Origin of the sequence: Nonomuraea muscovyensis, assembly GCF_014207745.1 — a bacterium.
Lineage (GTDB): Bacteria > Actinomycetota > Actinomycetes > Streptosporangiales > Streptosporangiaceae > Nonomuraea > Nonomuraea muscovyensis.
On sequence record NZ_JACHJB010000002.1, the window covers coordinates 2185321 to 2210285 of the forward strand.

The 24965-nt window shown below is 72.7% G+C and carries 20 protein-coding genes; 6 read left to right on the forward strand and 14 right to left on the reverse strand.

Annotated elements, in window-relative coordinates:
- Nucleotides 1-54: 54 nt before the first annotated feature.
- Together FHU36_RS26925 and FHU36_RS26930 are read right to left on the reverse strand one after the other, a co-directional pair.
- On the reverse strand, nucleotides 55-3993 hold the full coding sequence (locus FHU36_RS26925; protein ID WP_185086597.1) for an AAA family ATPase: 3939 nt from the start codon (nucleotides 3991-3993) through the stop codon (nucleotides 55-57).
- Complete coding sequence (locus FHU36_RS26930; RefSeq protein ID WP_185086598.1) at nucleotides 3994-5112, reverse strand: exonuclease SbcCD subunit D; 1119 nt, start codon at nucleotides 5110-5112, stop codon at nucleotides 3994-3996.
- 107 nt (nucleotides 5113-5219) lie between these two features.
- Between FHU36_RS26930 and FHU36_RS26935 the strand changes: the two genes are divergently transcribed.
- On the forward strand, nucleotides 5220-6710 hold the full coding sequence (locus tag FHU36_RS26935) for an alpha/beta hydrolase family protein (RefSeq protein WP_185086599.1): 1491 nt from the start codon (nucleotides 5220-5222) through the stop codon (nucleotides 6708-6710).
- Here FHU36_RS26935 and FHU36_RS26940 read toward each other — a convergent pair.
- Nucleotides 6683-7636 (reverse strand): alpha/beta hydrolase, encoded by a 954-nt coding sequence (locus FHU36_RS26940; protein WP_185086600.1) that lies wholly within the window; start codon nucleotides 7634-7636, stop codon nucleotides 6683-6685. The genes FHU36_RS26935 and FHU36_RS26940 overlap by 28 nt on opposite strands.
- Nucleotides 7637-7858: 222 nt before the next feature.
- Between FHU36_RS26940 and FHU36_RS26945 the strand changes: the two genes are divergently transcribed.
- Nucleotides 7859-9349: an LCP family protein gene (locus FHU36_RS26945; RefSeq protein WP_312891848.1), complete on the forward strand. Its 1491-nt coding sequence runs from the start codon at nucleotides 7859-7861 to the stop codon at nucleotides 9347-9349.
- Here FHU36_RS26945 and FHU36_RS26950 read toward each other — a convergent pair.
- From FHU36_RS26950 to FHU36_RS26965, 4 genes are read right to left on the reverse strand one after another with little or no spacing between them, the layout of a single operon-like run.
- Nucleotides 9324-10280, reverse strand: coding sequence for an asparaginase (locus FHU36_RS26950; RefSeq protein ID WP_185086601.1), 957 nt, complete (start codon nucleotides 10278-10280; stop codon nucleotides 9324-9326). The two genes, FHU36_RS26945 and FHU36_RS26950, sit on opposite strands and share 26 nt — an antisense overlap.
- Entirely contained in the window at nucleotides 10273-11100 is an 828-nt protein-coding gene (locus tag FHU36_RS26955; RefSeq protein WP_185086602.1) for an amino acid ABC transporter permease, read from the reverse strand. The genes FHU36_RS26950 and FHU36_RS26955 overlap by 8 nt, the downstream gene beginning before the upstream one ends.
- Nucleotides 11097-11741 (reverse strand): amino acid ABC transporter permease, encoded by a 645-nt coding sequence (locus FHU36_RS26960; RefSeq protein ID WP_185086603.1) that lies wholly within the window; start codon nucleotides 11739-11741, stop codon nucleotides 11097-11099. The genes FHU36_RS26955 and FHU36_RS26960 overlap by 4 nt, the downstream gene beginning before the upstream one ends.
- The gene (locus FHU36_RS26965; RefSeq protein ID WP_246502581.1) at nucleotides 11741-12646 is read right to left on the reverse strand and encodes a glutamate ABC transporter substrate-binding protein; all 906 of its coding nucleotides are present in this window, start codon (nucleotides 12644-12646) and stop codon (nucleotides 11741-11743) included. Before FHU36_RS26965 ends, FHU36_RS26960 begins: the two co-directional genes overlap by 1 nt.
- 106 nt (nucleotides 12647-12752) lie before the next feature.
- On the opposite strand from FHU36_RS26965, the gene FHU36_RS26970 reads away from it, so the two are divergent.
- Nucleotides 12753-13898, forward strand: coding sequence for an ROK family transcriptional regulator (locus tag FHU36_RS26970; protein ID WP_221496593.1), 1146 nt, complete (start codon nucleotides 12753-12755; stop codon nucleotides 13896-13898).
- Nucleotides 13899-13915: 17 nt separating this feature from the next.
- Here FHU36_RS26970 and FHU36_RS46530 read toward each other — a convergent pair whose 3' ends face one another.
- The 3 genes from FHU36_RS46530 to FHU36_RS26985 are packed head-to-tail and all read right to left on the reverse strand — an operon-like array spanning nucleotide 13916 to nucleotide 16512.
- Entirely contained in the window at nucleotides 13916-15952 is a 2037-nt protein-coding gene (locus FHU36_RS46530) for a methyltransferase domain-containing protein (RefSeq protein WP_221496594.1), read from the reverse strand.
- Nucleotides 15953-15986: 34 nt separating this feature from the next.
- The gene (locus FHU36_RS26980; RefSeq protein ID WP_185086604.1) at nucleotides 15987-16157 is read right to left on the reverse strand and encodes a hypothetical protein; all 171 of its coding nucleotides are present in this window, start codon (nucleotides 16155-16157) and stop codon (nucleotides 15987-15989) included.
- 7 nt (nucleotides 16158-16164) lie between these two features.
- A complete protein-coding gene (locus FHU36_RS26985) occupies nucleotides 16165-16512 on the reverse strand; it encodes a winged helix-turn-helix transcriptional regulator (protein WP_185086605.1) in 348 nt (115 codons plus the stop codon).
- Nucleotides 16513-16631: 119 nt separating this feature from the next.
- Here FHU36_RS26985 and FHU36_RS26990 point away from each other — a divergent pair, with 119 nt between their 5' ends.
- A complete protein-coding gene (locus FHU36_RS26990; RefSeq protein ID WP_185086606.1) occupies nucleotides 16632-17030 on the forward strand; it encodes a VOC family protein in 399 nt (132 codons plus the stop codon).
- Between the two features lie 700 nt (nucleotides 17031-17730).
- Nucleotides 17731-18759: a GlxA family transcriptional regulator gene (locus FHU36_RS26995; RefSeq protein ID WP_185087661.1), complete on the forward strand. Its 1029-nt coding sequence runs from the start codon at nucleotides 17731-17733 to the stop codon at nucleotides 18757-18759.
- A gap of 69 nt (nucleotides 18760-18828) precedes the next feature.
- Here FHU36_RS26995 and FHU36_RS27000 read toward each other — a convergent pair whose 3' ends face one another.
- The 3 genes from FHU36_RS27000 to FHU36_RS27010 all read right to left on the reverse strand — a co-directional run bounded on the left by FHU36_RS27000 (nucleotide 18829) and on the right by FHU36_RS27010 (nucleotide 22057).
- Entirely contained in the window at nucleotides 18829-19833 is a 1005-nt protein-coding gene (locus FHU36_RS27000; protein WP_185086607.1) for an enolase C-terminal domain-like protein, read from the reverse strand.
- Between the two features lie 11 nt (nucleotides 19834-19844).
- On the reverse strand, nucleotides 19845-21227 hold the full coding sequence (locus tag FHU36_RS27005; RefSeq protein ID WP_221496595.1) for an MFS transporter: 1383 nt from the start codon (nucleotides 21225-21227) through the stop codon (nucleotides 19845-19847).
- A gap of 86 nt (nucleotides 21228-21313) precedes the next feature.
- Nucleotides 21314-22057 (reverse strand): TetR/AcrR family transcriptional regulator, encoded by a 744-nt coding sequence (locus FHU36_RS27010; protein ID WP_185086608.1) that lies wholly within the window; start codon nucleotides 22055-22057, stop codon nucleotides 21314-21316.
- A 100-nt stretch (nucleotides 22058-22157) separates the two neighbouring features.
- Here FHU36_RS27010 and FHU36_RS27015 point away from each other — a divergent pair, with 100 nt between their 5' ends.
- A complete protein-coding gene (locus tag FHU36_RS27015; RefSeq protein WP_185086609.1) occupies nucleotides 22158-23600 on the forward strand; it encodes an MFS transporter in 1443 nt (480 codons plus the stop codon).
- A gap of 95 nt (nucleotides 23601-23695) precedes the next feature.
- Here FHU36_RS27015 and FHU36_RS27020 read toward each other — a convergent pair whose 3' ends face one another.
- A complete protein-coding gene (locus FHU36_RS27020) occupies nucleotides 23696-24829 on the reverse strand; it encodes a VWA domain-containing protein (RefSeq protein ID WP_312891850.1) in 1134 nt (377 codons plus the stop codon).
- Nucleotides 24830-24965: the final 136 nt, after the last annotated feature.

Genomic DNA, 24965 nt, shown 5'->3' on the forward strand with positions numbered 1-24965 from the left:
TGGTAACCCCCCCATCTGACCGGACTCCTCCACCCCGGCCGTGCGGGCAGGGCCTCAGTCGGTGCCGAGGATGGCGAGGGTGGAGCCGGTGCGCGACTTGGTGACCTTGAGCTGGGCCGGGATGCGGGAGCGCAGTTCGGGGACGTGGCTGATGATGCCGACCGCGCGCCCGCCGTCGCGCAGGCCGTCGAGGATGTCGAGGACGCCGTCGAGCGTGTCCTCGTCGAGAGTGCCGAAACCCTCGTCCACGAACAGCGTGCCGATCTCGGCCCCACCCGCCTCGGCCGTCACCACGTCCGCCAGGCCGAGGGCCAGTGCGAGGGAGGTGATGAAGCTCTCCCCGCCGGACAACGTCGCGGGGTCGCGGTCGACGCCGGTCCACCCGTCGCTGATCCGCAGCCCCAGCCCGCCGCCCGAACGGCCCCGCGACCCCGCCGTCTTGCGCAGGTCGTGCTGGAGCAGGTAGCGGCCGGCCGACATGTGGTCGAGACGTTCGTTGGCCGCGTCGACCACCTGCCGGAGCCGTTCGCCCAGCACGAACGACGACAGGCTCATGCTCCACTGGTTGTCGCTCGACGTGCCGCTGGCCAGGGCGGCGATGCGCTCGGCGAGGCGGTGCAGTTCGGCGGCGGGACGCCAGCGGTCGAGGCATGCCGCCAGCTCGTCGTGGAGCTCGCGCAGCCGCCGTTCCCTGGCCGCCGCCCTGTCGCGTGCCGACGCCAGGGCCGTGTGGGTCCGCTCCGCCTCGTCACGCTCCGCCCGCATCGCCTCCAGATCGGGCGCCGGCTCGGCGGCGGCGGCCACCAGCTCGGGATCACGCAGCATGCCGGTCACGGCGGCGTGCTCGGCGTCCAGCCCGCGCAGCAGCTCCGCCTTGCCGTCCTGCTCGGCGGGGGTCCTGGCGGCGTCGGCGGCCTCGGCCGCGTCCGCGAAACCGGCGTCCGCCGCCGCCTGCTCGGCCGCATCCTCCGCCTTGGCCCGCTCCTCTTCGGCCGCGCCGGCTCGCTGGGTGGCCTCCAGGGCGTCGCGCAGCAGCTCCGCCTCGTCGTTCAGTCTCGACAGGCGCGCGGTCAGCGTCGCGTCGTCGCCCCGGGCGCTGTCGAGCCGCGCGGTCAACCGCCCGGCGTCGCCGCTGAGCTCCTCCTGCCGGGTACGGCACGCGGCCAGCCGCGCGGTGACCCGCCGGGCCTGCTCCTCCAGCGCCGTCCGTTCGCGGGTGAGCCGTGCCGCCTCGGCCGCCAGCACGGGCTCGGCCGCGGCGGACCTGCGCAGTCTGGCGACCTCCCGCTCGGCCGCCTCCAGCACGGCCGCCCCCGTCTCCGGCGGGATCGCCGCATCGGGGGAGACCTCCGGCTCCACCCGCTCGACGCGCGGATCCGGAGCCTGAGAGAGAGGGCCCGAAGGCGGGGAGCCCTTCCCGGAAGGCGAGCCGTGCAGCGGGGAGCCGTGCGCGAGGCGGGGGGCTGGAAGGGGGGAGCCGCCCGCTGGGAGGGGGGAATCGCCCGCCGGGAGGGGGAGGTCGCTGTGGGTGAGGTGGGTGGCTAGGCGGGTGCGCTCGCGCTGGAGGTGGGTGCGGTGGGCGCGGTGGGCGGCGAGGGTCTCCCCCACCTCGCGGGCCCGGTCCCGGACATGCTCGCGTTCGACCTCGATGCGCTCCACGTCGGCGGTCAGCGCGGGCTCGGCGGCGGCGACGGCCTCCAGTCGGGCGAGCTCCTGCCGGGCGTGTTCGAGGGCGGCCTCGGCGGCCCCCGTGTCGAGGCCGCCCGTCGCCTCGACCGCGCCGGCGTGGCGGGAATCGAGGGCGGCCAGGGCGCGCTCGGCCGCCTCGCGTTCGGCCAGGGCGGACTCGTGGGCGTGCTCGGCGGCTCGTTCGTCGTCGGGTGAGGGGGCGCTGGGGGCCGGTGAGGCGGGGTGGGGGTGGTCGTGGGAGCCGCACACCGCGCAGGGCGCGCCGTCGGACAGGTCGCGCGCCAGTTCGGCGGCCATGCCGTCGACGCGGGCCTGGCGGATGTCCAGCCAGCGTTCGCGCAGGCTCTGGGCGCGGTCCACGAGTGCCTGGTGGGTGGTGGCGGCCGTCTCCAGCTCGGCGGCGAGCGCGTCGCGGCGGTGGGCGGCGTCGCGGACGGCCCTGGCGGCGTCGAGTGCCGATGCCGCCGCCGGGACCGCCGCCGCCTCCGCCCGGACCTCGGCCAGGCGTGCCTGGGCGTCGGCGAGCCGGCCGGGCAGCTCGGCCTCCGTGGCGGACAGCTCGGCTTCGCGCCGCGTCAGCTCGTCGAGCTCCCGCTCCGAACGGGCCAGCTCGCGGTCCACGCCGATCAGCTCGGCGGCGGCCGAACGTACGGCCTCGGCCGCGGGGATCCGCGCCGCGTCGAGGCGGGCCCGGGCCAGCTCGGCCTCGGCGTGCGCGATGAGGGCCGGGAGCGCGGCCAGGCGGGCGGTCGCCGCCTCCTCCTGGCCGGCCAGCTCGATCAGCTCCTCCTCGGCGCGGCCCAGGTCCCTGCGGACCACCAGGAGGCGTGCCTCCTCGGTGAGCAGCTCGGACAGGCGGGCGATCTCGGCCTGGCGCCGGCGTTCCATGACGGCGAGCCGCTCCGGATCCGCCTCCCCGGCCGTGAACGCTCCATCGGGCGACGGCTCCGGCGACGCGCCATCGACGGCCCCGGCCGGCAGGGAGCGGTGACGGGGCGGCGGCGGTCCGGGCGGGGTCTGGGCCCGCGGCGTGGGGGGCGGCGCAAGGAGGGGACGGGCGCGAGCCACGGCGTCGGCGGCGAGGGCGCGGGCCTTGGAGGCGGCCTCCGCGCGCTGGCGGGCCGCCGTGACGAGCGGCAGGACCCGGTCCGCGCGGGCGGCCTCGTCGAGGACGGCCTGGAGGTCTGCGCGTTCGTCGGCGCGCTCGTCGAGAGTGCGGCGCCGGGTCAGCGCCTCGGCGTGGCGGCGCTGGCGGTCGGCCAGCGCGGACGCCTGCTCGAAACGGGAACGCGCCCGGCGCAGCGCCTCCTCCGCCTCCGCGTGCAGGCTCGTCGTCCGGGCGACGACGGCGCGGGCCGCGTCGAGCAGGGCACCGGCCCACCGCAGAGGGTCGGCGTCAGGGGTGATCGGGTCAGCGGCGTCGACCGCGGACGTGGATGCGGTGACCGTCCCAGAGGCGGCGGTTTCGAGGGTGACCCTCCCAGGGGTGACCATCCCGGGGGTGACCATCCCAGGGGTGACCCTCCCGGGGGTGACCGTCCCAGCCGCGTCTGTCCCGGAGGCGGCGGGTGCGGGGAGAGGCGTGGGGGGTGGGGCGGCGTGCGGTGGGGTGGTGGTGAGGGTGGTCAGGAGGTCGGGGCCGGCCGCCTCCTCCACCCGTTGGACGGCGAAGTCCACCTGCTGCCGCAGCTCCGACTGCTCCCGCCATACCTGCTTGCGGTGCTCGGCCAGCCACGACTCCGTCTGCGTGAACACCTTGACGGTGAACAGCCGCTCCAGCAGTCTGCGGCGGTCGTCGCCGTCGGCGCGCAGGAAGCGGGCGAAGTCGCCCTGGGGCAGCATGGCCACCTGGCAGAACTGGTCGGCGTTCATGCCGAGCAGCCCGCCGACGAGGTCGCCCGCCTCGTCGGACCTGGTGGTGAGCGCCTGCCAGCCGTCGCCGGAGCGCTCCTCGACGACGACCTTGGCCTTCTCCTCGGTGAAACCGGTGCCGCGCAGCTTGGGCCGCTGCCAGGACGGTGACCGGCGGATGCGCAGGGTGCGGCCGCGGATCGACACCTCCAGCGTGACGGACGGGCCGGTGGACGGCGGGGCGTGGTCGCAGCGCAGCGCGCGGGCGCTGTTGCGCTGGCCGGGCACCTGGCCGTAGAGGGCGAAGCAGAGCGCGTCGAGGACGGTCGTCTTGCCCGCGCCGGTGGGTCCGTGCACCAGGAACAGGCCGGCCTCGGCCAGCGCGTCGAAGTCGACGGCCTCGGTGCCGGGGAAGGAGCCGAACGCCGTGAGAGTCAGCCGGTGGGGCCGCATCTACGCCATCGCCTCCTTGGCGCGGGCCGCCTCGATCGCCCGTCTCAGCAGCTCCTCCTCCTCGGGGGCGGCGGCCTCACCGCGTACCTCGCGGACGAAGTCGAGTGCCACGTCGGCCTCGGGCCGGCCGCTCAGCCGCACCTGCCGCGCGGCGGGGACGGCGCCGACGGGGGCGAAGGACAGCGCCAGCGTGTGCGGGAAGCGGGCGCGCAGCCGGTCCATGGCGGACTTGGGGCGGACCGGGTCGGTGAGGACCACCTGCAACCAGTGGTCCTCGTAGCGGGCGTGGACGGGTGAGGTGAGCAGGTCGTCGATGGGCCCGCGCAGCACGCCGACGGGCCGGGGCACCGGCGCCGGCACGAACTCGACCGACTCGACGGCCGAGTCGAGCGTCACCAGCCACGACCCCTTGACGTGGCCCGCCTCGGAGAAGGAGTAGGCGAGCGGGGAGCCGGAGTAGCGGACCGTCTCGGCCATGCGCTGGCGGCCGTGCAGGTGGCCGAGCGCGACGTAGCCGACGCCGTCGAACGCCGGCAGCGGCACGTGGGCCACGCCGCCGACGCTGATGTCGCGCTCGCTGTCACTGGCCTGCCCGCCGGTGACGAAGGCGTGGGCGAGGACGACGGACGCGCGGTGGCGGGCCGCGTCGGCGCGGACGAGGGACATGGCGTGGGCCAGCGCGGCGCTGTGGCTGCGCTCGGGCAGCTCCCAGGCGGCGCGGACCAGCTCGGGTTCGAGGTAGGGGATGCCGTAGAAGGCGACGCCGTCGATCACGACGGGCTCCCAGGCCCGCGACGGGTCGGTGCGCAGGTGGACCCCGGCCGCGTCGAACAGGTCGGCGCCGAACCCGAGCCGGCGCGCCGAGTCGTGGTTGCCGCTGATGATCACGATTCTGGCGCCGGCGGCGGTCAGCCGGCGCAGCGCGTCGTTGCACACGGCCACCGCGTCGACGGGCGGCAGCGCCCGGTCGTAGAGGTCGCCCGCGACCGCGACCACGTCGACGCGCTCGGACCGCACCGTCTCGACCAGGTGGTCGACGAACGCCGCCTGCGCCTCGATCAGGCTCTCCCGGTGAAACGAGCGGCCGAGGTGCCAGTCGGAGGTGTGCAGGATCCGCATGTCGCAGGAAGCTAACAGTTCTCACTGACAAATGCGGTCCCGTCCGCAACACGCGTCGGGAGTAGCCTGGGTGATCGGCGGGCAAACCAACGCACATGGGGAGGCCAATGCGCACCGGCCGTGGCACCTTGAGCGTCGCTGCCGGCTTGGTGCTGGTGGCTCTGGCGTCTGTCGGCTACGTGCTCCCGCCGGCGTTCGACCCGCCGCCGCTGCGCGTCGACGCGGCGTTCCGGTCGATCCCCGCGCAGCCCGCGGACGAACTGCGGCCGGTGGTCGCGGCCGAGCCGATCGGCCTGCAGGACGTCTCGGTCGAGGCCGAGGGGCAGGTCCTGGAGGGAACGGTCCGAGCGCCGTTGTCGCCGGGGCGGCGTCCGGCGATGGTGTTCGTGTCGGGGTCGGGCAACGGCTCGCGTGAGGAGTTCACCCCGCAGGCGGAGTTCCTGGCGAGGGCGGGGGTGGTGACGCTCGCCTACGACAAGCGGACGGCCGGCTACAACTTCCGCGACCGCGACTTCGGGCTGCTGGCCGACGACGTGCTGCGCATGGTCTCCTACCTGTCGACCCGGCCCGACGTGGACCCGGAGCGCATCGGCGTGTGGGGGGTGAGCGAGGGCGGCTGGGTGGTGCCGATCGCGGCGGCCAGGAGCACGGCCGTGAAGTTCGTGGTGCTGGTCTCCTCGCCGAACGTCTCGCCGCTCCGGCAGGTGGCGTGGGCGCTGAACGAGCAGTTGCTGCGCCTGCGCGCCCCGGTCGGGGTGCGCGACCTGCTGACGCGGGCCATGGGCGCGGTGGGGTTCGACTTCCTGCGCCACGACGCGATGCCGGCGCTGAGCCGGGTCACGCAGCCGGTCCTGGCCCTGTACGGCACGACGGACCCGTCCATCCCGTTCGTCGAGTCGACCCGGGCGCTGACCACGGCCCTGCGGGAGGCGGGCAACAACCGGTACACGATCCGTTTCCTGGCCGACGGCGACCACGCGATGCGGGTCAACGGGGGCCCGTTCACGGCCGGTTACCTGGAGACGCTGACCAACTGGATCAAGGGGCTGCCGGGCGCGGGCGTGCCGGGCGTGCACCTGGCGGGCGCCACGCCGGTCCAGCGTTTCGAGGCGAGCGACGTGCCGGCGGCCCCGTGGTACGCGGGCGGCACGATGCTGGGGCTGACGATCTGCCTGGCCGCCGTCGGCTACGTCGCGGGCCCGGTCGCGGCCGTGCTGGTACGGATGCGCGGCGGCCGGCACACGCCGGAGATCGACATGCGGCTGTGGCCGCCGATCAGGCGCCGGCTGGGCCGGATGGCGTGGACCGGGCTGGGGCTGCTGCTGTCGGTGGTGGCCTTCATCACGGTGCTGGTGCTGTTCTCGGTGAACCAGGCCGGGGCCTGGCCCGCCGTGCTGGCCGGCTGGCTCGTCGTGCGGGTGCTGGCGGTGCTGATGCTCGTGCAGGAGGTCACCGCGGTGGCGGCGGTCGTGGCGGCGCTGCGTGAGGGCATGCAGCCGACCCGCTGGCAGCACGTGGTGATCGCGGGCGGGCTGGGCGGCACCGGGTTGCTGCTGGTCGCGGCGGCCTACTACGGGTTGTTCTCGTTCCCCTGGTGAGGCCCCTGGTAAGGCCCCTGGCGCGGGTTGACGTACGCGGCCGTCCAGCGGTCGATCTCGGCGAAGACCTGCTTGCGGACCGGCTCGGCCGACAGCACCAGGTCGTGCACGCCGTCCGGCACCCGTACGCAGGTGACGTGCGGGCCGAGCGCGGTCGACCAGCGGGCGATGTGCCGGGGGTCCAGCACGATGTCGGCCGAAGCCGCCTCCGGCACGAAGTCGCGCACGCGCAGGCCCCTGGCGGAGGCGAGCACGAGCACCGGCGCGTCGATCGCGAGCCCGGCGTGCAGCCGCCGCTGCGCCCGGCGGATGGCGGCCAGCCACATGGCGTGCACGGAGAAGCCGCCGAGGGGCTTGAGCTCCAGGTCGTAGTCCCACTCGCCGTGGTGGGCGCGGTGCAGGGTCTGGCCGTAGACGGTGCTGATGCCGAGCGGCAGGGGCCGGCGGGTGTAGGAGAGCGGGGTCTTCAGCAGGTCGGCGGCCAGCCGGAGCGGGGTGGGCACGTTGAGGTCGAAGAACGGGCTGTTGAGCACCAGGCCCTGGACGAGGCCGCGCCCACGGACCCGGTCGGCCCACAGCGGGGCGATCAGGCCGCCGGTGGAGTGGGCGTTCAGCGTCAGCTCGTCGTGGTCGCGCCGGATGAGGCGGACGGCCTCGTCGATCTCGGGGAAGTAGTCGGTCACGCTGCGGATGAGGCCCCTGGTCTGGTGGAGCAGCAGCGATCTGCCGTACTTGCGCAGGTCGAGGGCGTAGAAGTCGATGCCGCGCTCGACGTAGTGGGCCGCGAGGTGGTCCTGGAAGAAGTAGTCGGTGAAGCCGTGCAGGTAGAGGACCGCCCTGCGGGATCCGGCCCGCCGGGAGAGGAGTGTGGCGACGACCTCGCCCTCGAAGTCGGGGGGCAGGTGCAGGACGGTGGTCTCGTACATGCAAGACACGATAAAGGACCATGCGCCGCCGCACGGCGCACGGCACGTGGATGGCAAAGGTGTGGGCGCGGTGCCGCCCGGGGCGGTTCAATGTGACCTCGCGGCGCGCCTTCGCGGGCCGCCATGTGATGTTCACTCACCTCTACGGCAGAGTTCGGATGAGTTGCGTAGGCTGCCGCCTCGATTCGGCCTACGGTGTGGTTCGCGGGGAACGGGGATGGCGTGACGCAGGCAAGGAAACCGGTGGGCGCCGGGGCGGTTCTCGGCTGGCTGGCGTTGTCGGCGGTGGCGCCCGGGGCGGCGCATCTGCGCATGGGGTGGCGCCGGACCGGTCTCGTCCTGTTGGGCGGCTACCTGGCCGGTCTGGTCGCGCTGCTCGCGGTGGCGTTGCTGAACGACGGTCTGGTGGGCGCGCTGACGCGGAACTCGTGGCTGACGGCGATCACCGTCGGTTCGGCCGTGCTGGGGCTGGTCTGGTTCGCGCTGGTGGTGCACTCGTTCGTGGTGCTGCAGCCGGGCGGCCTGTCGCAGGCCGGGCAGATCCTGACGGGCACCCTCGCCGGGCTGCTCGCGGTGGTGGTGGTGCTGCCGTTCGCGTTCGCGGCGCAGACCGTGTGGACCTCGCGGCAGACGCTGAACGACATCTTCGACACGCCGGTCGCGGGCCCGAGCGCGCAGGCGAGCGTCCGGCCCGAGGATCCGTGGGCGGGCCGTGAGCGGGTCAACATCCTGCTGCTCGGCGGCGACGCCGACGACCACCGGGCCGGCGTGCGCACCGACAGCATGAACGTGGCCAGCGTGGACGCGAGGACGGGCGCCACGGTGCTGTTCAGCCTGCCGCGCAACCTGGAGGACGTGCGCTTCCGGCCGGGCACGCCGATGGCCGAGCACTTCCCGAACGGGTTCCGGCTGCCGCCCGACCCCGGCGGCGGACGCAGCGACCTGCTCAACAGCGTCTGGGAGTACGCCGACGCGCACCCGGAGATCTTCGGCGGCCGGCAGCGCCAGGGCCCGAAGGTGCTGGTGGACACGATCGGCTACACGCTCGGCCTCAAGATCGACTGGTATGCCCTGGTGAACATGTGGGGCTTCGCCCGGCTGATCGACGCGATCGGCGGGGTGCGGCTGCACGTGGAGCAGGACGTGGTGTTCGGCCGGTACAACGAGGGCCTTGTCAAGGCGGGCACGCGCCGGCTGAAGGGCGCCGACGCGATGTGGTACGCCCGCTCGCGCACGTTCAGCGATGACTTCACCCGGATGCGCCGCCAGCGCTGCGTGATCGGCGCGCTTCTGGAGCAGGCGGACCCGGCGACGGTGCTGACCCGGTTCCACCAGGTGGCGCTGGCCACCAAGGAGCTGATCAGGACCGACATCCCGCGGGACATGCTGGAGCATCTCGTGCCGCTCGCGCTGAAGGTCAAGAACGCCGAGGTGACGAGCGTGCAGTTCGTGCCCCCACTGATCAACACCGGCTACCCCGACTGGGACCGGATCCGGGAGATCACCAAGGAGGCGATCCGCGACTCCAGGACGCCGCGGGCGCGGGCGGCCACGGCCGCTCCCTCCCCCACCGCGACCTCACCGACGTCGGCACCGACGACGACGCGCAAGGCCACCGCGACCGCGACGCCCGGGGCGACGCCCTCCGGCACGAAGTCGCCGAAGCCGAAGGGCGCCGCCCGGGGTCTCACCGAGGGCTGCGGAGCGGCGTGACGATCCGGCCGACCGGCACGCCGCCGCCCAGCACCTCCACCGTCTCGAACGCCTCGGCCCCCGACACGTCGCATCCCATCAGGCGCAGCACGGCCAGCGCGATGACGGTGGTGGCGCGGGGGCTGCCGTCGATCACCTTGACGGCGGCCGCGTGCCCCGACTCCAGCGCCACGACGAACACGCCCTCGGCGCCGCCCTTGGCGACGGCCCCGGGCAGGGCCCGCATGAGGTCGGTGTTCTGGTGGCCGGTGCCTCCGACGTACTCGGGGTGCCGGCGCATGGCGTCGGCGACCTGGCGCGGCCCGCTGCCGGCCGGGGCGAGCACGAGCGCCCGCACGGTCCGTGCGAGGCCGGTGAGCGAGAGCCCGAACAGCGGCGTGCCGCAGCCGTCCACGGCCACGTGGGCGGCCTTCTCCCCGGCGAGCTCCTCGGTCACGGCCCGCACCCGCTGCTGCAGGGGATGGTCGCAGGCCAGGTAGGAGGGCACGTCCCAGCCGTTGGCGACGCAGGCCGCCAGCATGGCCGCGTGCTTGCCGGAGCAGTTCATCCGTTCGCGCGAGGGGCCGTGGCCCTGCCGGATCAGCGCGTGCGCGGCCGGCTGGTCCTCCGGCCAGGACGGCGGGCAGCCCAGCGCGTCGAAGCCGAGCCCGTAGTCGGCCAGCAGCTCGGCCACGAGCCGCACGTGGAAGTCCTCGCCGGTGTGGCTGCCGGCGGCGATCGCCAGGCGCGGACCCGCCAGGGCGGCGCCGGCGACGAGGCAGGCGAGCGCCTGCAGCGGCTTGCCCGACGAGCGGGGCAGCACGGGCGCGTCCACCGGGCCGAGCGCCACCTCGGCGCGGCCCGACGGGCCGAGGCCGACGGCTGCGCCGTAGTGGACGCTCTCGGTGAACCCCGAGCGCACGACCTCGGCGAGTACGGCGTGCTCAGGCACGGGCGGAGCTCCTTCCGGAAAGGGCCCGGCCGGCGCGCTGGCGGGCTTCCAGCGTGCGGGCCAGCTTGGACAGCGACATGTTGACGGCGAGATAGACGGCGGCGACGACGATGTAGGTCTGGATGAGCAGCCCGTTGTAGTTGGCCAGCACCTTGGAGCTGAAGAGCAGCTCGCCGTAGCTGACGACGTAGCCGAGGGAGGTGTCCTTGAGGAGCCCGACCGACTGGCTGACGATCGACGGCAGCACCCGGCGGGCGGCCTGGGGCAGCACGATGAGGCGCATGGTGCGCCAGCGGGTCAGCCCGATGGCCAGGCCCGCCTCGGTCTGGCCGCGTTCGATCGACAGGATGCCGGCGCGGAAGATCTCGGCGAAGGCGGCCGCGTTGGACAGGGTGAGCGGCACCACCAGCTTCCAGAACAGCGGCAGGTCCAGCCCGTAGCGCGGCAGTGCGAACAGCACCACGTACACCAGCAGCAGCGCCGGGATGACGCGGACCACCTCGACGTAGCAGGCGGCGGGCCCGCGCACCCAGCGGCGCGGCGACAGCCGGCCGAGCGCGAGCACGAGGCCGAACGCCATGGACAGGGCGGCCGACACGACGGCGGCCAGGGCGGTGGAGCCGAGGCCGGTCAGCAGGTAGCGCCACATGGGCCAGGTGGCGTACGGCTGCCACCGGTCGGCGTCGAGCTGGCCGCCCGCGGCGAACTGCCGCACGGCGAGGACGGCGAGGGCGACGACGGCGAGGGTGCCGAGTACGGTGGCGACGCGGATGCGGCGGCGCGCCTTCGGCCCCGGCTCGTCGAACAGGACGGTGCTCATCGCAGGATCACCAGCCGCCTTTCCAGCCGTCCGGTCACGAGGCCCACGAGGGCGGCGAGCAGCGCGTAGGCGATGCCGGCGCCGACGAAGATGGGGATGGGCTGGGCCTCGACGAGGTTGACGTTCTTGGCCGCGGTGGTCAGCTCGACGATGCTGACGGCGCCCGCGAGCGCGGTGTTCATGATGAGCGCGATGGCGATGTTGCCGAGGGGCTGCACCACCGTGCGCAGCGCCTGCGGCAGGATGACGTGCCGCAGCGACTGGGTGAACGTCAGGCCGATGGCGCGAGCCGCCTCGCCCTGCCCCTTGGACACCGAGTTGACGCCCGAGCGCAGCGCCTCGCCGACGTAGGCGGCCTCGTACACGCTGACGACCACGATGGCGGTCGTCAGCGGCTCGGCCTTGACGCCGATCTCCGGCAGGCCGAAGAAGGCCAGCACGAGCAGCACCAGCAGCGGCAGGTTCTGGAAAGTCTCGACGTAGGCGGTGCCGATGGCGCGCAGCACCCGTACGGGGCTGACCCGCAGGGCCGTGACGATGACGCCCAGCACCGCCGCGCCGAGGAACGACGCGGCGGTGAGCTGGAGTGTCACGACCAGGCCCTGCCACAGCTCGGGCAGGTGATCGAGGAGAACGGACATCAGGACCCCGGCACGGAGCCGATCTTCGGCGGCTGGGGTGCGTCGCCCTGGACGACCGTGCCGATGGAGTCCTTCCAGATCTGCTGCCAGGTGCCGTCCGCCTGGATCTTGCCGAGCCAGTCGTTGACGAACTTCTTCATCTGGTCGTCCCCGTGCTTGAGCCCGATCCCGTACGGGTCGACGGTGAACGGCTTGGTGACGATCTGGATCGCCGTGTCCTTCTGGGCGGCGGCGATCAGCAGGGTCTCGTCCTGGACGTAGGCGACGCCGCGGTCCTGCTTGAGCGCCTGGAGGCACTCGGGGTCGCTGCCGAAGGTGACGATCTCAGCCTGGGGTGCCAGCTTCTTGATCGCTGGGATGGCCGGGGTGTTGGCTCCCGCGATCACCTTCTTGCCGTTCAGGTCCTCCGGTTTGGTGATGCCGGAGGTGCCCTGCTTGACGGCGATCGTCAGGCCCGAGGTGTAGTACGGGCCGGCGAACGCGACCTGCTTGGCCCGCTCCTCGGTGATCGTGTAGGTCTGGAACACGACGTCCACGGTCCCGTTGGCCAGCAGGGCCTCGCGGGTCTCCGACGCCGAGTTGACGATCTTCACCTTGGGCTCGCCGATGATGTACTTGGCCAGCGCCTTGCCCATGGTCGCGTCGAAGCCCTCGACCTCGCCGGTGGCGGGGTTCTGCTGGGAGAGCAGGGGCGCGTCGAGGGAGCCCCCGACGATGAGCTCGCCCCGGCTCTTGATCTTCTCCATGGTGGAGCCGGGCAGGATGTCGGAGGCGGCGGCGGCGGGGGCCTGGCCGATGACGTCCTTACCGGTCTTCGACGGGCCGGGGACGGCGGCGTTGTCGGCCTCCCCGCAGGCAGCCAGCCCTAAGAGGGCGACGGCGACGACCGCGATCATCTTCTTCATGCACATCCACTTCCTTCGATGTCGAAGACAAAGCGGACCGTAATGGTAGATTTCGTAGTAAGTCAATACGTTGTTGGCCGAAGTCGATTGATGGTATTCACTTCACATGAAGCAGCGACTGCCCGTGCAGGGTGCGCAGGGGGACCTGTTACGGCTCGTCGCCACCGGCAGGGCGGCGTCGCGCGCCGACCTGTCCCGTCTGTCGGGGCTGGCCGCCTCCAGCGTCTCGCTGCGGGTGGAGGAGCTGATAGAGGCGGGGCTGCTGGCCGAGGAGGGCTCGGGCGCCTCCCGCGGCGGGCGCCGGCCCCGGCGGCTGTCCCTGGCCCCGACGGCCGGCGTGCTGGCCGTCGCCGACCTCGGCGCCCACCACATCCGCCTCGGTCTGCTCGACCTCAGCGGCGCTCCCCTGGTGGTCGAGGAACGACCGTGCGAGATCACCGACGGCCCGGAGGCCACGCTCGACCTGATGGCGGAGGCGTTCGACCGGCTGTTGGAGGAGCACGTGCCGGCCACCGTGCCGCTGCGCGGGGTCGGCACCGGCATCCCGGGTCCGGTGGACCCGGCGACGCTGCGGGTCGTCACGCCGTCGCGCATGCCCGGGTGGAACGAGTTCCCGGTGGCCGAGCATCTGCGCGCCCGCTACGACCTGCCGATCCTCGTGGAGAACGACGCCAACCTGATGGCCGCGGGCGAGGCCCGCTCGTGGCCCGGCCGGGAGAATCTCATGGTGCTCAAGGTCGGCACCGGCATCGGCTGCGGCGTGATCGTCAACGGCCGCCTGCACCGGGGGCGCGGCGCGGCGGGCGACATCAGCCACGTGCGCGTCCTGTCCGACTCCTCCGTCATCTGCGCCTGCGGCCACCACGACTGCCTGGAGGCCTACGCCAGCGGCGCCGCGCTGGCCACGGCCCTGACCGACGCGGGCATCATCGTGGCCCACACCTCCGACATCGTCGGCCTGGTCAACGACGCCGTCCCGGAGGCCACCAGCATGGTCCGCACCGCCGGGCGGCGCATCGGCGAGGTGCTCACCGTGCTGGTCAACTTCTTCAACCCGGACGTGGTGGCGGTCGGCGGCAGCCTGTCGCCCGCCGAGCCGCTCATCACCTCGATCCGGGCGGCGGTGTACGAGCGGTGCCTGCCGCTGGCCACCCGCGACCTGGAGATCGCCCCGGCCCGCGCCGGCCGCGACGCCGCCCTGCTCGGCGCCGGCTCCCTCCTTCTGGACGCCGCCCTGTCGCCGTCAGCCTGACGGCCCGCCGGACGCCGTCATCCCAACGGCCTGGTGAACGTCGCCCGCCAGCGGCGCCGCTCCGGCTCGCGCAGGTCCTCGATCCGGTCGGCGACCAGCCCGTGCTCGGCGAACGCGCCGATCTCGGCGGGCGTCAGCGGCCACGGCGGGGCGAACACGGGCCCGTCCTCGTCACGCGCCGACGCGATCACGACGAGCGTGCCGCCGGGCCGTACGAACCCGGCGACCCGCTCGAGGGCCGGCCCGTGCAGGTGTTCGGGCAGCGACTGAACGGTCATGACCTCCACGACCAGGTCGAACGCCTCCCGCCACCCGGCCGGCGGGTCGAGCAGGTTCGCCGCCTGGTAGGCGACCCGCGTCCCGGGGAAGCGCCGCTGGGCCAGCCGCACCGCCGACGGGCTGACATCGAAGGCGACGGTGTCGTAGCCGAGCCGGGCGACGTACTCGGCGTCGTCCCCCAGCCCCGCCCCCACCACCAGCGCCCGGCCGCCCTTCCCGGCGCGTTCCAGCGCCCACTCGACGAGCAGCGGATGCGGCGCGCGGGCGTCCCACGGGACGACCGCGTCACCCGTCGCCGACTCGGCGTACAGCCGCTCGAACCAGCCGGTCGCGTCACCGCCCCGCAGATGCTCCGCCGCCAGCCGCCGCGCGTCCGCGTCGGGGTCGCTGCCCGCCATGTCGCCTCCCAGGTCGAACGGGTACGGCAGGCCGCGCTCGATCCGGCCGGCCAGCTCCACGACGTCGACGGTGTCGCCGAGGGGGCCGGTCAGCAGGCGGTGCCGCACGGGGTGGGTGTGGACGTACCCGCGCGCCCGCAGTTCCACGTCGAGCAGGGTGACGAGCACGCACACCGCCGGGGTGGGATGGGGGCACGGATCGGCGGTGTGCCACCAGTCCAGCTCGGCGGCCCGTCCGTCCCGCGCCAGCCGGACGGCGTCCAGCGCGTACACCTCGCGCCCTAGCAAGGCGGCCATGGCGGTGAAGAGCGCCTGCCACCGGCTCGCCGCCATCGCCGACCACAGTTCGGGGGTGAAATCGCCCAGCCGGAGCGGCTTCGAGCGCAGCGGGAAGCCCTTGACGTGCTCCTTCTGCACGACGCGGCCGAGGCCGCGCTCCAGCGCGTCGGGGATCCACTGCAGAACGGCGCCGGTGATGGGCTCCACGGGCTCGCCGGCCTTCCAGCCGAACTCCTCCAGCAGGGCGGCTTCGTGGCGGTCCAGCCGGTCGGCCACATGGCGGTCGACGGCGGGTCTCATCCTGTCGAGCAGCCCGTCGTCCGCGATCTTCCAGTGGAAGTGCCGGTAGAGATCGGCGACGTGCCCGGACTCGCGGAAGGGCAGGACGTTCGAGTCCAGATACCAGCCGAAGGCGTGACCGACCACCGTCCCGCGCCGGGTGGCCCGGGCGAGGACGTCGTGGCCCACCCGGTCGGCCGTGGCCTTCCACAGCTCTCGCCGCAGCCGGAGGGCGTGCGCGCGCAGCGGGGCCCGATGCCCGTCCGGCCGCCCCGACACCGCCCGCCTGACGTCGATGCTGTTGAGGATGAGGACATGGCGCTCGTGCTCACGGAGGGTGGTGCAATAGAGCAGCTCCCGCACGATGACCGCGCGCAGCTCGTCGGGACGCAGCCCGACGAGCAGAGGAAGCCCGAGCATCAACTCTCCGCGGCCCCACCGGCCACGCCAGGCCAGCACCTCCGCCCACGCGCGCACGCGGACCGTGGGGACCTTGTCCCAGCCGGCCAGCTCCACCGCCTCCCGCACCACCGCGCGCAGCCGGGGATGGTCCTCGAGGGACAGGCGGCGGTTGCGCCAGCCGAACCTCGGCCACCAGGCCACCGCACAGGAGAGCAGGCAAACGCCGCAGCTCGCCGCGGTGAGTGCGGCGAGGATCGGGCCGAACGCGGACGCCAGGTGGACCAGCCAGGCGCCGGCGGCTCCCACGACGACCATGCCGCAGGCGAAGGCGAACGTCTCCGGCACGAGGGTGCGCGGGCGGGTGCGCAGCATGAGCCACAGCGTGCGCCACCTGGTCACCTCGGGGGTCTCGGCCACTCGATCACGCTAGGGCCGCAAGATCACACCGGTGTCACGCCTGGAAGTGGTCCTTCGACATGCGGCGTACGCGGTCCTCGTCGATCGTGTGCCCGAGACCCGGCTGGGTCAGGGGCACGGCGATGACGCCCGCGTCGGCGCCGACGACGGCGAGGGTGAGCGCGGGGTACGCCGCTGGTTGCGAGGTTTGCGGCGCCGGCGACACGACGCGATCAGCGCCCGTCAGCAGTGGCCATGACCCTGATGTCGGACACATGCTCAAGGCCCCATTCGGCCAGGGCGTGGACGGTGGCGTTGAGTGAAGCGCCGGCCGGGGTCACGGTGTATTCCACCCTGGACGGCACTTCGTCATAGACATCGCGCCGTATCAGGCCGTCCGCCTCCATCGCCCGGAGTTGTTCGAACAGAACCTTCTCGCTGATGCCGGGGATGCGCCTTCTCAATTCGCCGAAGCGCACCGGCCGGCTGTGCAGCTCCCATAGGATCGTCGCCTTCCATTTACCGGAAATGGCCGCCAAAGCGATACCCAGGCCGCATGCCGCGGGATATTGCCGCACCATCGCCTCCTCCCTGCTAACCATGATGTAGGTGCTTACAATTAAGTCAGTACTTGTCAGTCTCATCCGAACTCTCCTAGTGTTCATCACGAAGGACGAACGACCGGAGAAGGAGAATGAAGATGAACAAGGTTTTCTGGTTCGACGTGCCGGTGCGCGATATCGACCGGGCCTCGGATTGGTATCGTGACGTATTCGGCTGGGACATTCAGCCCAGACATCCGGAGGACGGAGGCGACGCACTCAGTTTCCGTATGGCCTACACCAGCCAGACGGGCGAGAGGCACACGCCGCTGAAGCCCGGCTCGGTGAACGGCGGCGTGGTGACGCGCGACATCGGCATCACGCAGCCAACCATTCTCATCGAGGTGGAAAGCATCGACGAGAAGATCAAGCAGCTGACCGAAGCCGGCGGTGGGATCGTGACCGAGAAGGTTCACCTGCCCCTCGCCGACGGGTATTTCGCCTACGTGACCGACCCTGACGGCAACGTCCTCGGGCTCTACGAGTGGGAGAAGTAGCCGGCCGACCGGCACGAAACCACTTCAGCGGTTGTCCTCGACAGCCCCGCTATTGCCCCTGCAGGCTGCTGGAGTGAATCACCAGCACACGAAGACCCTGTGAAATGCGCCGACCAGAGAAAATGCACTTCCCAGGGCCTTCGTGTGCTGTCCGGCAAGACTTCCCCACCCCGCGGTCGATGACTGCGAGTGCCCCGTCCAGGAATCAGGCCCATGTCCGGCGGTCCCCCGGCCATCGCGCGAGCTTGTCGGACACGCCTCACGTGAGATGGGCCGGGACCCGGCCGGACGACGCCGCCTGAGCCGGTGCGGGCCACTCGCGGACGGCGGCGCGGTCCCGCACGCGGACGATTACCAGCGGGGCGGCGGCGAGAACGGGAGGAGCTTCGCCCGCGCCGGACCTGACCAGCGGCCCCGATCTTCCCCGCATACGGTTCCGGACTGTCGTCGGGTGGCCGGGGTTCACGAACACGGTGGCCGGCGCGTGGTCCGTCGACACCCTTCCCCTGATCGTCATAGGTGTTCCTTGCCACGTCTGTCTCTTCCCTCTCCGTTGCCGGTCACGACGGTCAACCAGCATGGCCTCACGCGTCGTCGTCCGACACTGGCAGGACCGCCGATGTTCACCAAATTCCTGCCATAGGGTGTACTCGTGAGTGCTGGTTCCATTGCGCTGGTCGTGATCGACAACGCCATCCCCATGTGGGACATGTACGAGCTGGGCATCGCCTCAGCGGTCTTCGGCGTGGCCCATAACGATCTCGCGAACCCTTGGTACGACCTGCGGTTGTGCGGGATGCGTCCAGGAATCTCCTCCCCCCGGCCAGGATTCGTGCTGAACGCGCCATACGGATTGGACGAGTTGGAGAAGGTCGATACCGTGATCGTCCCGGCCGTGCCGGAGGAGTACGTGAGGGGCGACCGCGACCTTCCAGCGGAGTTGATCAGCGCGCTTCAGCGGGCCAGAGCCGCGGGGGCCCGCATGGTCTCGCTGTGCAACGGCGCGTTCGGGCTCGCTGCCGCGGGCCTCCTCGACGGCCGCCTCGCCACCGCCCACTGGGAACACACTCATGTCTTGGCCGAGCGGTTTCCCAAGGTGAAGGTCGATGGCTCGGCGCTGTACGTCGACGACGGTGATGTGCTCACCAGTGCCGGCCTCAGCGGCGGCCTCGACCTGTGCCTGCACATTGTCCGTCGGGACCTCGGCGCGCAGGTGGCCAACCAACTGGCCCGGCGCCTGGTGGTTCCCGCCCATCGGCCGGGCGGTCAGGCCCAATTCGTGGAACGCGTCATCGCCGTGACCGACGACGGTATCGCGCCTGTGCTGCACTGGGCCTTGGAAAATCTCGACCGTCCGCTCACCGTCGCCGACCTGGCCGCGCGCGCGGGAATGAGCGCGCGCAGTTTTCACCGGCACCTCCAGGCTTCAACCGGCATGAGCCCGATGAAGTGGCTGCTCCATCAGCGTCTCGCCCGCGCGCAAGTCCTGCTGGAGACCACCGACCTGCCCATCGACCACATCAGCGAGCGCAGCGGGTTGGGCACCGCCAACAATCTCCGCCACCACTTCGCCCTGCATGTGGGAATCACACCCACCGAATACCGGCGAGCTTTCCCCGCTTCCAGATCCGGGACCACACACAGAGCGGCTGCGGGTCAACGCACAGGAGTTCAACCAGGACGTCCCGATCAATTTCGGCCAAGAGCGCATCGAGCAACCCGCGCGTGAGGGCACAAGGCATTGGCTCGAACGTCACGAGATCAGGCAGTAGTACAGGGCCTCAAGATCACATCGGTGTCACGCCTGGAAGTGGTCCTTCGCCATGCGGCGCACCCGGTCCTCGTCGATCGTGTGGCCGAGGCCCGGCTGGGTCAGCGGGACGGCGATGACGCCGGCCACGGCGCCGACGATGGGGGTGACGATCTGGTTCTGGCGGGGTGGCTGGGTGACGTCGCACGCCAGCGTGCAGCCCGGCAGGCTGGCCAGCGCGACCGTGGCCGCCCGGGCCAGGCCGGCGCCCTGGCCGCCCGCGCACTGGATGTCCCAGCCGGCCGCCGCGGCCCGGTCGTGGGCGCGGCGGGCCTCGGTGAGCGACGGGAACGCGGTGGGGCGCAGCAGCAGCACCCGGGCCGCCCGCAGCGTCAGGTAGTCGTCCAGCTCGGCCGTGGAGCGGACCTCGACCGCGACGGCGGCGGCGACCTGGTCCTGCAGGGTGGCGTGGGCGTCGACGTCGGTGACGGGGAAGGGGCGTTCGATGACCTCGATGCCGTAGGAGTCGAGCGCGACGAGCTGCCCGCCGTCGGTGTAGGAGCCATCGCCGTCGACGGCCAGGGTGAGCGCCGGGTAGGCCGCCCGGACGGCGCGCACCGGCTCGACGTCCCAGCCGGGACGGATGTCGAGCGTGACGTGGCCGTAGCCGGCGCACACCTGCTGGTTGACCCGGGTGACCAGGTGTTCGACCGACTTGTCGGGCTCCAGCCGGACAGTGGCCATCAGCGAGGTGCGGGTGCCGCCGACGGCGTGGGCCAGGGGGACGCCGCGCATCCTGGTCCACAGGTCCCAGCAGGCCATGTCGACCGCCGAGTCGGTGCCGGGGACGGCGTCGGGGTGCTCCCAGTCGACGCCGACGAGCAGCGCGCCGAGCGACTCCTCCAGCCGGGACCACGTCTTGGGCTGGGGGGCGAGGGCCTCGCCCCATCCGGTCATGCCGGCGTAGTCGGTGAGCTTGACGAGCAGGCTCTCCGAGCGCCTTCCGAATGGCAGGGCCACCCGGAAGACCTCCAGCTCACGCACACGCGGCATTTATCCCCCTCTTATGACGCGGTTCCCTCCATAGTGCCCGCCTTCGCGGACCGCGCAAAACGAGGGGCCACGAGCACCGCCAGCACGGCCAGCACGAACGTGCAGGCCAGACCGGCCAGGTACGAGCCGCCGGCGGCGGTGAACACGGCCCCGGACAGGGCCACGGCGACCACGGTGAAGACGGACTCGCCGACGCCCATGGCGGCGGTGTTCGCGCCCTCCTCCCCGGCCTTGGACATCTCCAGCACCAGCACCGACACGGTCGGGTGCAGGGCGCCGATGCCGAGCCCGGCGATGGCCATGGCGACGTGGGCGACGACGAGCGGCACCGCGTCGACGAGGACGAGCGAGACCAGCGCGATGCCGATCGCGATCATGATAGCCCCACCCCGGATGGCCGTGAGGTGGCTGATCGCGCCACGGCCCTTGATCCACGATCCGGTGGACCAGCCAAGCGCGCCGACGGTCAGCACGATGCCCGCACCGGTCGCGCTGAGCCCGCGCTCGTTGATCAGCATGAGCGGGATGAGCACCTCGGCGGCCATGAGCGAGCCGTAGGCCAGGCCGCGCAGCACGGGGGCGCTCGGCAGGCCGCGGGCGGCCCGCAGCGACCCGGCGGGCAGCAGCTTCGGCAGCGCCACGGCGAGCAGCACGACCCCGGCGGCGAGCAGCGGCAGGCCGGCCAGCTTGAGCGCGCTGCCGTACTGGATGAGCGCGGCGGCGACGGCGGTCAGCGTGGCCCAGACGAGCTTGCGGCCGAGGCCCGGAGCGGGCTCGGCGATGCCGCCGCGCAGCGCGTGGCCGGCGATGCCGCGCCACAGCAGCAGCGCCGCCGGCACGACGATGAGGGAGACGCCGAGGAAGACCCACCGCCAGTCGGCGTTCTGCACGACGAGGCCGGTGATGGCCGGCCCGACCATGGACGGCACCACCCACGCGGCCGAGAACAGGGCGAACACCTTGGGGTGCGCAGCCGCCGGGTAGACCCGGGCGACGAGCACGTACAGCGAGACCTGGATCAGGCCCGCGCCGAGCCCCTGGACGAACCGGCCGGCGACGAACGCCTCCATGCTCTGCGCGAACCCCGCCACCAGCAGCCCGGCCACGAAGGTCGCCACGCCCGCGGCGAGCGGCGTCACGGGGCCCTTCACGTCGCCCCAGCGCCCGCCGAGCACCGTGGCGATGACGCTGGCCGCCAGGGTGGCGCTGAAGGCCAGGTTGTACAGGTCCATGCCGTCGAGGTCGCGGGCGACGACGGGCATCGCCGTGGCCACCGCCATCGCCTCGAACGCCACCAACATGATCAACGCGACCAGCCCGACGCTGATCGACCGGTATCCGGGGGATCCCACACCCGGGGCGGGGGTCTCGACGGCTTCAACAGTGGATGTCATACGGGCGACGCTAGAGCCGCACCCGGCCGTGGCACATCGGGCGGACGCCCTAGGCAATTGGGCCTAGAAGGGTCCTGCCCGCCGGTCTAGGGTTTCGCGGCGGCGTCCGGCATGCGGGCCGCGAGTCCCGCGAGCAGGAGGTCCAGGCCGTACCGGAAGCGCGCCTCGCCGCCGTCGGCGATCAGCGCGTCGACGTGGCGGCTGATGTACGGGAAGCGCTCAGGCGGCAGCGAGCGGAAGTAGTCGGCCACCTGCGAGACGTAGTGGCGGAAGTACTCCTCCGTGCCGGACTGCTCGGCGGCCCGCATCCTGGCGTAGTGCAGGGAGCCCTCGAAGGCGTCGCCGCTGATGTAGAGGGTGAGCCGGTCGAGGGCCAGCGACGCCTCGCGGGGCGGCATGCCCGCCTCGACGAGCAAGCCGAACACGTACTCGGCGAGCCGGACGGCGTTGGGCCCGGTGGGGATGCCGGCCAGGGCCGCCCTCGCCACGTCGGCGTGGCGGGCCAGGACCCGGTGCGTCTCCTCGGCGTAGGCGCGAAGCTGCTCCCGCCAGCGGGCCGGGTCGGGCGCGGGCAGCCGGATCTCGCCGAGCACCCGGTCGTAGATGAGCTCCAGCAACTCCTCCTTGCCGGACACGTGCGCGTACAGCGAGGCGGGGCCGGTGCCGAGCTCCTGCGCCACCCGCCGCATGCTCAGCCCGTCGAGCCCCTCGGCGTCGAGGACGGCGAGGCCCGTCTCGACGATCAGCTCCTGGCTGAGCTGCGGTCTCGGCTGCGCCTTCCGCCGGGGGGTGCGCCACGGCGGGGCCGGTACGTCAGCGTCGCTTGCCATACGAACACTGTACTTGACACGAACACTGTTCGTCACTAGAACAGTGTCCGCCAACGAACGGTGTTCGTAAGTCGAACGACGTTTCTGAAGGAGTGACCGCATGACCACCGTCACCGCCCCGGCGGCGACCCACCAGCCGTACCGCCGGCGCTGGGCCGCCCTCGCCGTGATCCTCGCCGCCGAGGTCATGGACTTACTCGACGCGCTCGTCACCACCATCGCGGCGCCGTCCATCCGGGAGGACCTGGGCGGCTCGGCGAGCCTGGTGCAGTGGCTGGGCGCCGGCTACACGCTGGCCATGGCCGTCGGCCTGATCACCGGCGGCCGGCTCGGCGACCTGTTCGGCCGCAGGCGCATGTTCGTCCTCGGGGCGTTCGGCTTCACCGCGACGTCCCTGCTGTGCGGCCTGGCCGCCGGCCCCGAGATGCTCGTCGCCGGCCGGGTGCTGCAGGGCCTGTTCGGGGCCGTGATGATCCCGCAGGGGCTCGGCCTGATCAGGGAGATGTTCCCGCCCGAGGAGATCGGCAAGGCGTTCGGCCTGTTCGGGCCGGTCATCGCGACCTCGTCGGTGGGCGGGCCGATCCTGGCCGGCTGGCTGGTCGACGCCGACCTGTTCGGCACCGGCTGGCGCATGATCTTCCTGATCAACCTGCCGGTGGGGCTGGCCGCCGCCGTGGCCGGCATGCGGCTGCTGCCGGAGCTGCGGCTGTCGAACGCCACCCGGCTCGACCTGGTCGGCGTGCTGCTGGTGTCCGTTGCCGGGTTCCTGCTCGTCTTCCCGCTCATCCAGGGGCAGGAGCTGGGCTGGCCCGCCTGGACGTTCGCGTCGATGGTGGCCTCGCTCGCGGTGTTCGCCGCGTTCGGCGCCCACGAGTCGCGCCGGGCCCGTTCCGGCAAGGACCCGCTGGTCACGCCGAGCCTGTTCCGCAAGCGGGCGTTCACCGGCGGCCTGGTGGCCGGGCTCGCGTTCTTCTCGGGGCTGATCGGGCTGAGCCTGGTCTTCACCCTCTACACCCAGGTGGGCCTCGGCTTCAGCCCGCTCAAGGCCGGTCTCACCGGCCTGCCCCAGGCCGTCGGGGGCGTCATCGGGTTCGGGCTGGCCATGTCGGGGCTGCAGGAGAAGCTCGGGCGCGGCCTGCTGCAGATCGGCACCGGCGTCATGGCCCTCGGCGCCGGGGTGCTCGGCCTGACCATCCACCTGGCCGGTCTCGACGTCGGCCCCTGGCAGCTCGCCCCCGGCCTGGCACTGGTCGGCATCGGGATGGGGCTGACGATGGCGCCGTTCTTCGACATCGTGCTGGCCGGGGTCGACGAGCACGAGTCGGGCTCCGCCTCCGGCACGCTGACCGCGATCCAGCAGCTCGGTGCGGCCCTAGGCACCGCCATGCTGGGCACGCTCCTGTTCGACCTGCTCGCGCGCCGGTGGAGCTTCGGCTCGGCCATGCAGGTGACGGTCTGGGTCGAGATCGGGCTGCTGGCCCTCACGTTCGCGCTGTCGTTCCTGCTCCCGCGCCGCGCCCGGCCCGACCCGTCCGGCCACTGACCGGGTGCGCGGGTGGCGTGGCGGATCGGGACGCATGGCCGATCGGATGATGTGACGGTTTCGGATGGTGTGGTGGTTGCGGATGGTGCGGACGCTCAGGTGGTGTGGCGTTCGACCCAGCGGGTGATGTCGCGCCGCTCGATCGCGGCGGCCATCAGGTCGGGGAACGCGTCGGGGGTGCACGCGAACGCGGGCACCCCCATCGCGGCCAGCGCGGCGGCGTTGTCGTGGTCGTACGACGGCGCCCCCTCGTCCGACAGAGCCAGCAGCACGATCACCTGGACGCCCGCCTGGGTCAGCGCCGCCACCCGGCGCAGCATCTCCTCACGCACCCCGCCCTCGAACAGGTCGCTGATCAGGATGAGGATCGAACCGGCCGGCCGGGTGATCAGGCCCTGCGCGTACGCGAGGGCCCGGTTGATGTCGGTCCCGCCACCGAGCTGGGTGCCGAACAGCAGCTCCACCGGGTCGCGCAGCCGGTCGGTCAGGTCCGCCACGGCCGTGTCGAACGCGACGAGCGAGGTCCTGAGAGACCGCATCGAGGCCAGCGCCGCCCCGAACACCCCCGCGTACACCACCGAGGCCGCCATCGAACCGCTCTGGTCGACGCACAGCACCACCTCACGCCGCACCGCCCGTTCCCTACGGGCGTAGCCGACCAGCCGCGACGGCACCACAGTCGCCCGTTCGGGCAGGTAGTGACGCAGGTTGGCCCTGATCGTGCGGTCCCAGTCGATGTCGGCCGCCCGCTTCGGCCGGCGGGTCCTGGCCGAACGGTCGAGCGCGCCGGCGACGGCGGCCCGTGTCCTGCCGGCGAGCCTGCGTTCGAGCCCGTCGACGACCGAGCGCACCACCGCCCTCGCCGACTCGCGCGCCCGGTCGGGCAGCACCCGGTTGAGCGTGAGCAGCGTGCCGACCAGGTGCACGTCGGGCTCCACGGCCTCCAGCATCTCGGGTTCGAGCAGCAGCCTGGTGAGGTCGAGGCGGTCGATCGCGTCGCGCTGCATGACCTGCACGACGGTGGACGGGAAGCAGCCCCGGATGTCGCCCAGCCACCGCGCCACCTTGGGCGCCGACGCCCCGAGCCCGCCCTCCCGGTCGTAGACGGCGGCCAGCGCCCCGTCGGCGCGCGCATCGGCGCCGCTCAGCCCCACGCCGGTGCCGTCGGCCGCACCTCCGCCCAGCACCAGCCGCCACCTGCGCAGCCGCTCATCGCTGTCCTGATCCACAAGCCCACCCCTCCCACGACCGGCGCATCTCCGAGCACCACGAGCCGGCGCTCCTGGACCGCGTCCCTTCTCCCACCGCTGCGCCGACCCGCCCTGCCCGGCACACCCCGCCCCACCCGCCCTGCCCGGCACACCC

Bases quoted from the DNA above. Each gene is read 5' to 3' on its own strand.
- FHU36_RS26990 (WP_185086606.1), top strand. From the start codon at position 16,632: ATGAACAAGGTTTTCTGGTTCGACGTGCCGGTGCGCGATATCGACCGG.
- FHU36_RS27010 (WP_185086608.1), bottom strand. From the start codon at position 22,057: ATGGCAAGCGACGCTGACGTACCGGCCCCGCCGTGGCGCACCCCCCGG.
- FHU36_RS26965 (WP_246502581.1), bottom strand. From the start codon at position 12,646: ATGAAGAAGATGATCGCGGTCGTCGCCGTCGCCCTCTTAGGGCTGGCT.
- FHU36_RS26995 (WP_185087661.1), top strand. From the start codon at position 17,731: ATGTGGGACATGTACGAGCTGGGCATCGCCTCAGCGGTCTTCGGCGTG.
- FHU36_RS27015 (WP_185086609.1), top strand. From the start codon at position 22,158: ATGACCACCGTCACCGCCCCGGCGGCGACCCACCAGCCGTACCGCCGG.
- FHU36_RS26940 (WP_185086600.1), bottom strand. From the start codon at position 7,636: ATGTACGAGACCACCGTCCTGCACCTGCCCCCCGACTTCGAGGGCGAG.
- FHU36_RS27000 (WP_185086607.1), bottom strand. From the start codon at position 19,833: ATGCCGCGTGTGCGTGAGCTGGAGGTCTTCCGGGTGGCCCTGCCATTC.
- FHU36_RS26925 (WP_185086597.1), bottom strand. From the start codon at position 3,993: ATGCGGCCCCACCGGCTGACTCTCACGGCGTTCGGCTCCTTCCCCGGC.
- FHU36_RS26930 (WP_185086598.1), bottom strand. From the start codon at position 5,112: ATGCGGATCCTGCACACCTCCGACTGGCACCTCGGCCGCTCGTTTCAC.
- FHU36_RS26985 (WP_185086605.1), bottom strand. From the start codon at position 16,512: ATGGTGCGGCAATATCCCGCGGCATGCGGCCTGGGTATCGCTTTGGCG.
- FHU36_RS26955 (WP_185086602.1), bottom strand. From the start codon at position 11,100: ATGAGCACCGTCCTGTTCGACGAGCCGGGGCCGAAGGCGCGCCGCCGC.
- FHU36_RS27005 (WP_221496595.1), bottom strand. From the start codon at position 21,227: ATGACATCCACTGTTGAAGCCGTCGAGACCCCCGCCCCGGGTGTGGGA.
- FHU36_RS26960 (WP_185086603.1), bottom strand. From the start codon at position 11,741: ATGTCCGTTCTCCTCGATCACCTGCCCGAGCTGTGGCAGGGCCTGGTC.
- FHU36_RS26935 (WP_185086599.1), top strand. From the start codon at position 5,220: ATGCGCACCGGCCGTGGCACCTTGAGCGTCGCTGCCGGCTTGGTGCTG.
- FHU36_RS26970 (WP_221496593.1), top strand. From the start codon at position 12,753: ATGAAGCAGCGACTGCCCGTGCAGGGTGCGCAGGGGGACCTGTTACGG.